The sequence below is a fragment of the Flavobacterium sp. KACC 22763 genome (assembly GCF_028736155.1).
In the GTDB taxonomy this organism is placed as follows: Bacteria; Bacteroidota; Bacteroidia; order Flavobacteriales; family Flavobacteriaceae; genus Flavobacterium.
Genome location: NZ_CP117879.1, coordinates 2,144,595 through 2,157,078, shown reverse-complemented (window position 1 = coordinate 2,157,078; position 12,484 = coordinate 2,144,595). Strand labels below are relative to the sequence as shown.

General features: G+C 34.8%; 7 protein-coding genes. All 7 read left to right on the top strand.

Annotated elements, in window-relative coordinates; translation table 11 throughout:
- The first annotated feature begins 115 nt into the window (after nt 1-115).
- The 7 genes from PQ463_RS08835 (at nt 116) to PQ463_RS08805 (ending at nt 12,304) form a co-directional block, all read left to right on the top strand.
- Nucleotides 116-1,099: a pectinesterase family protein gene (locus tag PQ463_RS08835; RefSeq protein WP_274257348.1), complete on the top strand. Its 984-nt coding sequence runs from the start codon at nt 116-118 to the stop codon at nt 1,097-1,099.
- A 4-nt stretch (nt 1,100-1,103) separates the two neighbouring features.
- On the top strand, nt 1,104-1,886 hold the full coding sequence (locus PQ463_RS08830) for a rhamnogalacturonan acetylesterase (protein ID WP_274257347.1): 783 nt from the start codon (nt 1,104-1,106) through the stop codon (nt 1,884-1,886).
- 652 nt (nt 1,887-2,538) lie between these two features.
- Entirely contained in the window at nt 2,539-5,925 is a 3,387-nt protein-coding gene (locus tag PQ463_RS08825) for a SusC/RagA family TonB-linked outer membrane protein (RefSeq protein WP_274257345.1), read from the top strand.
- A 19-nt stretch (nt 5,926-5,944) separates the two neighbouring features.
- On the top strand, nt 5,945-7,918 hold the full coding sequence (locus tag PQ463_RS08820; RefSeq protein WP_274257344.1) for a RagB/SusD family nutrient uptake outer membrane protein: 1,974 nt from the start codon (nt 5,945-5,947) through the stop codon (nt 7,916-7,918).
- A 104-nt stretch (nt 7,919-8,022) separates the two neighbouring features.
- Entirely contained in the window at nt 8,023-9,735 is a 1,713-nt protein-coding gene (locus PQ463_RS08815) for a polysaccharide lyase (RefSeq protein ID WP_274257342.1), read from the top strand.
- 128 nt (nt 9,736-9,863) lie between these two features.
- A complete protein-coding gene (locus PQ463_RS08810; RefSeq protein WP_274257341.1) occupies nt 9,864-10,550 on the top strand; it encodes a DUF3826 domain-containing protein in 687 nt (228 codons plus the stop codon).
- 47 nt (nt 10,551-10,597) lie between these two features.
- On the top strand, nt 10,598-12,304 hold the full coding sequence (locus PQ463_RS08805) for a polysaccharide lyase (RefSeq protein WP_274257339.1): 1,707 nt from the start codon (nt 10,598-10,600) through the stop codon (nt 12,302-12,304).
- Nucleotides 12,305-12,484: the final 180 nt, after the last annotated feature.

The window sequence follows — 12,484 nt, the reverse complement described above, 5'->3', positions numbered from 1 at the left end:
GCACTGCAGTGTGTCTACGCCATGTATATCAAACATTGTGGTTACGTTGCGTTAGACGCACTGCGGTGCGTCTCTACAGATATACATTGTGTAAAAATTTTAAATATTAAAAACTATGAAATATATTCTGGCTTTATTTTTAATAACACTTTCACTATCAGCCCAAACGCTCGATAATAAACTCGCTGTAACCGTTGCTCAAGACGGTTCTGGAGATTTTAAAACCATTCGAGAAGCAATCAATAATGTAAAAGATAATTCAGAGAAACGTGTTGTAATTACTATAAAGCCTGGAAAGTATGTTGAAAAGTTAGAAATTCCAGCTTCAAAACCCTTTATTACTTTAAAAGGCTTGGACCGAAATAAAACGATTATTTCATTTGATGATTATTCTGGGAAACCGCTTCGTGAGCCAGATCCGTCGGGTAAAAAAGAATTTGGAACAGGAACTTCGTATTCTTTTTTAATTAAAGGAAATGATTGTACGTTTGAAAATCTTACTGTCGAAAACACAGCAGGAAGAGTAGGGCAGGCAGTGGCGCTTCACATAAAGAGTGATAGAGTTATTGTGAAAAATTGTAATCTTTTAGGAAATCAGGATACACTTTACTTATCAGAAGGAAATACAAGAACTTATTTCGAAAACTGCTTTATCAATGGTACAACCGATTTTATTTTCGGAGCCGCAGCAGCTTATTTTTATAAATGTACTATTGAAAGTTTAGTGAATTCTTATATCACAGCAGCTTCAACTCCGCAAGGACAAGCTTACGGTTTTGTTTTTGTTGATTGTAAGCTTACCGCAAAAGACAAATCGGTAGATCAAGTATTTCTGGGAAGACCTTGGAGACCTTACGCCCAAACCGTTTTTATCAATACAGATTTAGGTTCGCATATCATTCCAGAAGGTTGGAATGCTTGGATAGATACTCGTTTTCCGGATAAAGATAAAACGGCTTATTATGCAGAATTTGAAAGTAAAGGTTTGAGTGCAAAAGATTTGTCTCAACGTGTTTCTTGGTCTCATCAATTAAAGAAAGAGGATATTAAAAAATATGATAAAGATTTAGTTTTAAACGGATGGAATCCTGATAAATAAACTTATGAAAAACTTTAAAATTTTTATAATAGTAATGTGCTCGATTTTAGTATTGGGCTCTTTTGGTTTTAAGTCAAAAGTAACCACCATTTATTTAATTGGTGATTCTACAGTTGCCGATTATTCACTCGAAGAAAATTATCAAACCAGAAAGTTTCCGCAAGTGGGTTGGGGACAAGTTTTTCAGCCTTTCTTTCAAAAAGACAGTTTAAAATTGGTTTCTAATATTTTGGGTTCTGCGAAAGAAGTAAAAGTCGATGATCGTGCAAAAGGCGGAAGAAGTACGAGAACTTTTTTTCAGGAAGGACGTTGGGCTTCGGTTTATAAATCACTACAAAAAGGAGATGTTGTGATGATGCAGTTTGGACATAATGATGCTTCGGTTGAAAAAACGGAACGTTATGTAAATATTGAAGGTTATAAAGAATTTCTGCGTTTATTCATTAATCAGACCAAAGAAAAAGGAGCAATTTCAATTGTAGTAACACCGGTTGCGAGAAACTATCCGTGGAAAGATGGAAAGCTTAGTAATGTTCATGGCGATTACCCGCAAGCAGCTATTGATGTGGCAAAAGAATTGAATACAAAATATATTGATTTGAATGAACTTTCTATAGATTTCTTTTCTTCAAAAGGACAGGAGTACGTAACAGCGAATTATTTTATGAATTTTGAAGCAGGGAAGTTTCCTGCTTTTCCAGAAGGTCAAAAAGACAATACACATTTTCAAACCAAAGGCGGAATTGAAATAGCTCGATTGGTTTTTAATGCGATGAAGAAATTATAAGTTTAACAGCTTATCACGAGCCCGCTGATCATAGGATTTAGCGGGCTTTTTTTATTGGATTTTATTAACGAATAGTCGGGAAAAAGTAGTTTACATTTTGTTGGTCAGAATTTACTTTTAAAATTTTATTTTTTTTAGTAAAATTTATTGAATGTTTTTTTAGTAATTCTGCCACTGTCCTGTAATGTAATTTGTAAGTTTTTTATCGTGAAATAAATGTAAATGCAACAATTATCTCTATCGTTTTCGTAAAAATTGACATTTTGTAAGCGCTTAAATATCAGATAAAATTATAGAATTTCTACCAGATGTTTATTTTTGATATAAATCTTATTGTTTTTTAGTCAAAATGAGATTGTAATTTTTCTTTTAAGCAAACATTTGTCTTAAATATTTGGGTTCATCTATTTTTTCCATTCGTTTTTTATTAATATTGTTTTTTTAGTCACATTTTTTTTTACATTCTGCGATTAAAACAGGATAGAGCAGGACGGTTCTAATGTATCATCGTCATATTTTTGGAATATTAAAATAAATGTGTTTTAAACATTTAATAATCTTTATTAAGATTTCTTTAAGTAAAGTTTTATTATAATTAAGACATGTTTAAAACATGACTAACTAACATTAATAACCTAACCAAAAAACATTTATGAAACAAGCACTTATAAAAAGATGTAGTTTTCTTTTGTTTACACTGATGAGTGTATTGAGTTATGCTCAAAGTAATCAAGTTACAGTAACGGGAACAGTTACAGACAATTTAGGTGGACTATTGCCTGGAGTTAACGTAACTGAGAAATCTACTAAAAATTCAGTGACAACAGATTACAATGGAAAATATGAGATTAAAGTTAAAAGTGGAGGAACATTAGTTTTTTCTTTCATTGGAATGAAAAAAATAGAAATACCTTTAAACAATCGTTCTATTGTTAATGCAAAAATGGAAGACGATTTTAATCAATTAGAAAATATTGTTGTCGTTGGTTACGGTACTCAAAAGAAAAAGGAACTTACTGGAGCGATTGCTACGATCAAACCAGATGAACTTATGGACTTACCTGTAACGAATTTATCGGATGCATTAAGAGGATTAGTTCCAGGACTTTCAGTTACACCAAGTTCAGGCCGACCTGGAGATGCTGGTACTATCCAAATCCGCCAAACTTTTGGTTTTTCAAAAGATGGAAACTCAACTATACCATTAGTAGTTATAGATGATATGGTTCAAGTTGATCCAGCGACTGGTAAAGCTACTTTAGATACTTTTAATAGATTGGATCCATCTGAAATTGAAAGTATTACCGTTTTAAAAGATGCGTCTGCAGCTATTTATGGTTCTCGTGCATCTCAAGGTGCTATTATTGTAAAAACGAAGCGAGGCAAGGCTGGGAAAGCTAAATTTAGCTACAATAGCCAATTTGTAGTTAATGATGCGGTTAGCCACACTAAAACTATGAGTGCTTATGAGTTTGGAGTTTTTAGCAATCGATTCTTAACAGCACAAAATCCTACTATTCTTCCAGCGAGTTTATTTTCTGCAGCAGAATTGGAAGAAATGAAAGGTTTAGATTATGACTGGCTTAAAGAGGCTTGGAAACCGGCTATTCAGCAAAAACATTCATTTAATGTAAATGGGGGTAGTGAAGATATTACATACTTTGCTGGTGCGACTTATTTGACACAAGATGCAAATCTTGGTTACCAAAAATATGACAAATGGAATTACCGAACTGGTATTAATGCAAAAATTGCTAAAAATTTAGACTTCTCTGCGTCTATTTCTGGTAATACTGGATTTATAGATAAATCATTTACTAAAGCATCTGCAAACATCAGCGATGGAAGTTATGGTAGTGCTGCAGGTGGTGAACAAGCTGATTATGGATATTTAGTGCATATGCCAAAATTTATTCCATGGCAAACAATAGTGGATGGAAAAGAATATTATATGTCTCCATTTCCTAATACGAATAAAAACTTTGGAAGCGCAAATGCAAATAATAACATCGCTGGATGGAACTATTTTGCCAACCTAAACAATGGATCGCATCAAACAACAGATGACGCTTCTTTCAATGTGAATGCTTCCTTAAATTACAAAGTTGCTGCAATTAAAGGTTTATCTTTCAAAGCAACTTTTGCAAGAACTAAAAATTCAAGTTATTCAGAGCAGATTCAATTACCTTATGATTTAGCAAGAATTACAAATTATCAATTACAGGATAATCATTTAGCAAGTGCGGCTTATCCAAGTGCGATAACAAAGAATCCAGAAGTAGGAGGTATGATTGATTATGCTATAGAAACAAACGTTAGAAATTCAAGAGTTTATTATAACAGTAGTTTTTCTAAAAGTACTCAGGCAAACTTCTTTGCAAATTACAACAGAACTTTTGGAGATCATAATGTTAGTGGAATGTTTGGTATTGAAAGATCTGAATCAGACTGGCAAACTACTCGTTTAGCATACACAAATACTCCTAAAGATTATCTTGGAGATTGGCGTACTGCAGGAACAGTTGATACTGGTAACTCTACTGCTTTAAAAGGAAATAATGCAACTCTTTCTTATTTTGGATCGGTAAACTATAATTTTAAATCAAAATACTTGGTGCAATTCCTTATCCGTAGTGATGCTTCTACGAAGTTTGCGCCTGAAAATTATTGGGGTACTTTCCCATCGCTTCAATTGGGTTGGGTAGCTTCTAAGGAAGAGTGGTTTGAGAAAGCTTTACCAGGAGTTAATTTCTTTAAATTAAGATATTCGATTGGTAAAACTGGAAAAGATAATCTTCAGCCTTTCAAATGGTACCAATATTATGATTTAACAGTTAATAAAGGTTGGCAGTTTGGACCTGCTGTCTCTAACGGCGGCGGAGGTGTATTAGGATCGGGTTTAACTCCTAAAGTAAACCCAAATAGAGATGCAAAATGGGATTCTACATTGAAACATAATCTTGGTTTTGATCTTGGATTCTTAAAAAACAGATTAGAGGTTAATGCAGATTTCTATTATGATATTACCAAAGACATGTTGACTGATATGGGTAGCGCTACAGGTGTGCCAATTTCTGTTGGTGGGGCATTTGCAGAACAAAATTATGCACAAGTTAATGCTTGGGGAACTGAACTTAACGTGAACTGGAATGATAAAATTGGTAAAGTGGGCTACAGTGTAGGCATGAACTTTAGTTATGGAGATAATAAAATTAAAAGATTTCCAGATCAAGGAAATTTGCTTCCATCTAACAATACGAGAAGAGAAGGATATTCGGAAGGATTTAATCCAGTTTGGGGATTCCAAACTTGGAAAGGAACTTCTACAGGAGACGGTATTTTACGTACAGATGAAGACATTGCTAATTACTGGAGCTACTTAAGTGCAAATGCAGCGGCTGCGGGAACTACACCAAGTTATTTAACTATTGTTGATCCAACTAAAATTCAAAAAGGATCATTAGCTTATCAAGATGTTGCTGGTACGCTTAATACTGATGGATCCTTAAGTGGACCAAACGGTCAGATTCTTGCAGGAAATGATTATGTTAAGTTAGCAAATAGCAGTAGAACATATACTATTAATACTAATTTAGGCTTCAAGTATAGCAACTTATCTGTAAAAACTCAAATAGCAACTTCTTGGGGAGGAGCAAACTTTATAGACTTGATGAGTCAGCCAACTTCTAGTGCAAGTAATATGTGGTCTCGCGAAACTTTTTGGAATGATATGTACGCGGCAGATAATGTAAATGGTAAATACCCTAATTTAGCACAAACGGGTGTATTAAGCCCTTCTGATTTTTGGCAGATTAGTACTTTCCGTTGTTTTGTTAGAAACTTGACTGTAGCGTATGAAATACCTAAACAAGTTTTTGCTAATACTAAAGTAAATAATATATCAATAGGTATTACAGGTAATAATCTTTGGGATTTCTATAACCCTTATCCGGATCATTATAGAAATATGTACGATAACTCTTCAGTAGGATATCCTACGCTTAGATCTTGGTCGTTTAATTTCAACATCTCATTCTAATCTAAATTCGATTTTAATTATGAAAACAAAATTTAATATATATATCACTTTAGCACTTGTACTTGTTCTAGGGGTTTCCTGTAGTGACAATTTCTTGGACGAAGTGAAGCCTATTGGTCAGTATGATGATTCATTCTACCAAAATCAAGCACGTGTGCAGGCGTATGTAGACAATCAATACTACGATTTTTTTGCAGCTTATAAGTCGCCAACATCTAGTGTAATTGGGGTATATACAGATGTAAATACTAAGCTAACTGAAGAACAAGGTGGAGTTCAGGATTATACTAACCCAAGTAAATTACTTCTTACTCCTGATGTTGCAAAAGATTATTTTGGAGCAAAGATTGGTACAGGTCTTATTAATAATGCCTATACAAGAATTAGAGAATGTAATAATCTTCTTGAAGACATCGATGTAAAAGGAGCAAGTTTGGATAAAACATTTCGTGATCGTGCAAAAGGACAAATGTATTATATGCGCGCTATTCAGTATTTTGATTTAATGCGTACTTATGGAGGTGTTCCGATTGTAACAAAAGTTCAAAATCCATCTGTAGATGATGAAAGTATTAAGTTACCGAGAGCTAAAGTTTCAGAAGTTGTAGCGCAAATTGTTAGCGATTTAGATATGGCGGCAAGCTTATTGCCAGGAGATTGGGATGCTGCAAACTATGGACGCTTTACAAAAGGAGCAGCATTGGCTCAAAAATCAAGAGTTTTATTAACATATGCAAGTCCTTTGTTTAACAAAAGCTGGGATGGTTCTAATGAACGTTGGCAAGCAGCTTTAGATGCTGGATTGGCTGCGGAAGCAGAATTGACTCAAAATGGTTATGGATTGTATGGAAGTTCGGCAAAAGACTGGGAAAATATGTTTTTAATTGACAATATTAAATGTAAAGAAGCAATTACAGTTCAGCTTTTATCAAATTCTAATACTGATATTAATTTTAACGTAAATAATAACTGGGAAAAAGCAACTCGATTACCAAGCCAAGGTGGAACTGGAGGAGTTTCTGCTCCTAAAGAAATGATTGATCTGTTTCCAATGGGAGATGGAAGAAGACCAACTACGGCTAATGGATACAATGATTTTACTTTCTTCATTAATCGTGATCCAAGATTTTATAGAACATTTGCATTCTCTGGAGTTAAGTGGGGGTATAAAGAAAGTGCTAATGCAGTTTTCTGGTCTTACCGTTGGGTAGATAACGCTAATAAAGCTTATTTCAATGATCTTAATACCACTACTACAAGTCCAGCAGTTGTTAGAAAAATGACTAATCAAACAGCAAGTAATGCAGTAAATTACGCTTATTCGCCAACTGATATTATGGAATATCGTTTTGCAGAATTATTATTGAATATTGCAGAATGTTATGCAGCATTAGGACAAACTGGAAGTACGGCCACTTATCTAGGAAAAATTAGAGCGCGTGTTGGTATTCCTGCAGCAAACAACTATGGAATTGGTACATTGACTGATAAATATCAAGCTATTGAAGCTGTTTTGTATGAAAGAAGAGTAGAATTAGCTTACGAAGGAAAACGTTTTTGGGATGTTCAAAGATGGATGTTATATGATAATGAAGTGCTTCCAGGTATGACAGGTGGGACAGTAAGCAAGTTAGGTTTAACGCCAATTAACGGAACGCAAAGAACTGGAAACTATTTGCAATATAAAACAAATGCAACAGCAACAGACCCTTTAGCAGCTTCTCGTGCAAGCATTGTTGTTGATCCAGATGCAGCAACTTTCCAAACACAATTGAATACTTTGGCTACTTATTACAATGCTAATTTTGTACGTACTGCTTTAGTAACTCCAATGGATAATGTAAGTGGTGCAGCCGTTAAAATAAAATTCAATCCAAATTATTACATAAGTGGTCTTAATACGACAGCTTTAACTTCAAATCCTTGGTTATTGCAAACTATCGGATGGAATGACAATTTCGGTGGAGCAGGAACATATAGCTTCCAAGAATAAATTTAACTATTAAGAAACAGAAAATTATACAAAGCTTTTCACCTGTATTCGTCAAAAGATACAGGTGATTTGTTTAAAAAGAATTACCACAACTAGAAATTAACATGAAAAATTCCGCATTATTTATCGCATCATCTCTGCTTTTTTTAGGAAGTGCAAAATGTTTTGCTCAATATCCGAAGATAAGTCCAGAAGTTCAGGCTCAGGAAAAAGCAATTAAAGAAGAAGCTCAAAGACTTTCTGATGAAGCTTGGACAAAAGCTTTAGTAGTTATCGAAGAAGAAGCAAAACATGGAAAACCGTATATTCCGTGGGCATCAAGACCAACAGATTTACCTCAGGCAAGTATTCCAGCTTTTCCGGGTGCTGAAGGTGGAGGAATGTACACATTTGGTGGTCGTGGTGGAAAAGTTTATACTGTAACAAGTTTAGAAGATCGAGGACCGGGAACTTTACGCGAAGCTTGTGAACAAGGTGGAGCGAGAATAATAGTTTTTAATGTTTCTGGGATTATCAGACTTAAAAGCCCTTTAATTATTAGAGCACCTTATATCACAATCGCAGGACAGACTGCTCCGGGGGATGGTATTTGTGTTGCTGGTGAATCAACTTGGATTGATACTCATGATGTAATTATCAGACATATGCGTTTTCGTCGTGGAGAAACTTTTGTAGGACGTCGTGATGATTCAATTGGAGGAAATCCTGTTGGAAATATAATGATTGACCACGTTTCTGCAACTTGGGGATTAGATGAAAATATGTCAATTTACAGACATATTTATAGCCCAGGCCCAGGTTATCCAGATGTAAAAGTGGGAACTGTAAATATTACTATCCAAAACAGTTTATTTGGAGAAGCTTTAGATACTTATAATCATGCTTTTGGAAGTACTTTAGGTGGAGAAAATTGCTCTTTCATGAGAAATATGTGGGCTAATAATGCAGGAAGAAACCCTTCTATCGGCTGGAACGGAATTTTCAATTTTGTGAATAATGTGGTTTTCAACTGGTATAACAGATCAACTGATGGAGGAGATTATACTGCGAATTACAATATCATCAACAACTTCTACAAACCAGGTCCAGTAACTGATTTGACTCAGCCAATCAGCTATAGAATCTTAAAACCAGAATCGGGAAGAAGTAAATTACCTTATATGGTTTTTGGTAGAGCTTACGTAAACGGAAACGTGGTAAATAATAATGAAAAAGTTTCTAAAGACAACTGGGATGGCGGAATTCAGTTAGAGAATAAAAAAGGTGAATTAATGACTTATGATGAAGCAAAAGAATACTTTGCTAAAATGAAAGCAGATAAACCTTTTCCAATGCCGTGGTTTAACAAATTCATGACTGCTGAAGAATCTTACGAATTTGTTCTTAAAAACGTTGGAGCAACATTACCAATTAGAGATAAAGTTGACGAAAGAATCGTAAGAACAGTAAAAACAGGAGTTCCTGAATACGCAAAAGGATTAGAGAAAAAAGAATTCTATCAGTTTGAACACAGACGTTTACCGATGGATTCTTATAAAAAAGGAATTATTACAGATGTTTCTCAAGTGGGAGGATATCCAGAATACAAAGGAAAACCTTATGTGGATACAGATAAAGACGGATTACCAGATGCATGGGAGAAAAAATACGGTTTAAACCCGAACGATCCATCTGATGCACAAGGAGATTTAAACGGAGATGGATACACCAATATTGAAGATTACATCAACGGTGTAAATCCTGCGATAAAAGTAGACTGGAAAGATTTGGCTAATAACAAAGAAACATTAGTTAGACCTTTATTAGATTTAAAATAAGAATCGGCGAGATTAGAAACAGCAGAATAAAAATCTGCAAATCTGCTAAATCTGCGAGATAAAAAAATTAGCCCGCAGATTTAGCAGATTAGGCAGATTAAATATTGTAATTCATAAAATTTATTAAGATGAAATTAATAAAAAATATAGGTGTTTTAATGATGTTTTTAGTGTTTGGGAGTAATATTGCGCAACAGCATTTAGATCCTGAATATGTAAAAGTTACCAACGAAAGAGCTGCAAAAATTGTTACCAAATTAGATCTAAAAAACGAAGCAAAAGAAAAAGCAGTTTCAAATATCATCGCGCAGCAATTCAGAGATTTAACTGAAATCCAAGATGGAAGAGATGCTGAAATTAAAAAAGTAAAAGAAGACGCCTCTTTAGCAAAAGAAAAGCAAAACGAGAAAATTGATAAGTTAAAATCAAATGCAGACAAGTCAATTGCAAAACTGCATAAATCTTATATCAAAAAATTAAGCAAAGAATTGTCTGAAGATAAAATCACTGAAGTGAAAGACGGAATGACTTATGGTGTGCTTCCAATCACAGTTGCAGGTTACAACGACATGCTTCCAAATTTAACAGCAGAACAGAAAGATTATATCTACAAAGCTTTAGTTGAAGCCAGAGAACACGCAATGGATGCTGGTTCATCTAAAGAAAAACACGGATGGTTTGGTAAATACAAAGGAAGAATCAATAACTATTTATCAAAACAAGGTTACGATTTAAACAAAGAAAGCTCTGACTGGCACAAACGTATTGAAGAAAGAGAAAAAAATAAACCAAAAGATTCTACTTCGAAAGAATAATCTCTTAAACTTTACGCCAAAAACTATTAACTACACCACACAATTCAATGCAAAATATTTTTCCAAACCGTACTTTAAAGAGAACATTTATGGCGTTGTCATTTTGTTCACTTGTTTCATCGGCGTATGCCCAATATCCCGTAATTCCAAAACCTGTTCAGGAAAAAGCAGATGCGATTTTAGCTGATGAAGAAAAAAGGCTAAGCGAAATCTGGAATGCTAATCTTCATGTAATAAAAGAAGAAGCAAAACAAGGAAAACCTTATTTACCTTGGGCATCCTATCCAAAGGATTTTGTTTTTGCCGATATTCCTGCTTTCCCAGGTGCTGAAGGCGGTGGCGCATATACACAAGGCGGACGTGGCGGAAAAATATTTGTGGTTACAAGTTTAGAAGACAGCGGAAAAGGAACTTTTCGTGAAGCCTGTGAAGCTGTTGGAGCAAGAACAATCGTTTTTAATGTTTCGGGAATCATTCAGCTGAAAAAAAGAATCAGCATGCGTGCGCCTTACGTAACCATCGCTGGACAAACTGCTCCAGGTGATGGAATCTGTATCGCTGGAGAAACTTTAGAAATCGATACTCATGACGTGATTATTCGTCACATGCGTTTCCGTCGTGGCGCTACAGAAGTTACAAGAAGGGATGATGCATTGGGCGGAAATCCAATGGGAAATATCATCATAGATCACTGTTCAGTAAGCTGGGGATTAGACGAAAATATCTCTTTATACAGACATCAGTTTGCAGCTAATGCAAAATCAAAGTTGGAAAAATTACCAGCTTGTAATATCACGATTCAAAACACTATTTCATCAGAAGGTTTAGATACGTATAATCACGCTTTCGGAAGTACAATTGGCGGATTAAATAGTACTTTTATGCGCAACTTATGGGCCGACAACATTTCTAGAAACGCTTCTATCGGAATGTATGGCGATTTTAATTTTGTGAATAACGTAGTATTTAATTGGTGGAATCGTACACTTGATGGCGGTGATTATCGTTCGATGTTGAATATCATCAACAATTATTTCAAACCGGGGCCAATAACGCCACAAAACGAGCCTATTGCTCATAGAATTGTAAAACCAGAATCGGGTTATATTGAGCCAAAACAATACGGAAGAGCTTATGTTTCAGGAAACTTTATTGTTGGTTCTCCAGAAGTTACAGCAGACAACTGGAATGGCGGTGTGCAATTGGAAAACCTTCCAGAAGCGGAAACGAAAGAATTTTTAGCAGCAATCAAACAGCCAAAACCATTCTCAATGCCAAAATTCAATATCATGTCGGCAGAAGAAGCTTATGATTTTGTTTTGATGAATGTTGGAGCAACAATTCCAAAAAGAGATGCTGTTGATGAAAGAATTATCAAACAGGTTAAAACTGGAAAAATCGAAGTAAAAGACGGCTTAGAAAATAATATCGGAAAAGAATATATTAAAAGAAGATTACCAGCTGACTCTTATAAAAAAGGAATCATTACACACCCAGATCAAGTTGGCGGATATCCAACTTACAAAGGAAAAGCCTATAAAGATTCAGATAATGACGGAATTCCAGATGCTTGGGAAAAGAAATACGGTTTAAATCCGAATGATGCTTCAGATGCGAATAAAGATGCAAACGGAGATGGATATACGAATATCGAAAAGTATTTTAACGGAATAGATCCAACTAGTAAAACAGACTGGACGAAAATCGAAAATAATACGGATACTTTAGCGAAGCTGAAAGCATTGCTACAATAGCAAATAGTAGGAAGACCTAACAGGTTTTAAAAATCTGTTAGGTCTCTTAAACATAATACATCCATTTAGTTTGTCATTTCGACGAAGGAGAAATCTTCGCAAGAAGCTCCACATAGAATATCAATCTTTGGCGATGTAGCAACGAAGATTTCTCCTTCGTCGAAATGACAAGATTGAGGA

Coding starts and splice junctions, on each gene's coding strand:
- PQ463_RS08835 (WP_274257348.1), top strand. CDS start 116: ATGAAATATATTCTGGCTTTATTTTTAATAACACTTTCACTATCAGCC.
- PQ463_RS08830 (WP_274257347.1), top strand. CDS start 1,104: ATGAAAAACTTTAAAATTTTTATAATAGTAATGTGCTCGATTTTAGTA.
- PQ463_RS08825 (WP_274257345.1), top strand. CDS start 2,539: ATGAAACAAGCACTTATAAAAAGATGTAGTTTTCTTTTGTTTACACTG.
- PQ463_RS08820 (WP_274257344.1), top strand. CDS start 5,945: ATGAAAACAAAATTTAATATATATATCACTTTAGCACTTGTACTTGTT.
- PQ463_RS08815 (WP_274257342.1), top strand. CDS start 8,023: ATGAAAAATTCCGCATTATTTATCGCATCATCTCTGCTTTTTTTAGGA.
- PQ463_RS08810 (WP_274257341.1), top strand. CDS start 9,864: ATGAAATTAATAAAAAATATAGGTGTTTTAATGATGTTTTTAGTGTTT.
- PQ463_RS08805 (WP_274257339.1), top strand. CDS start 10,598: ATGCAAAATATTTTTCCAAACCGTACTTTAAAGAGAACATTTATGGCG.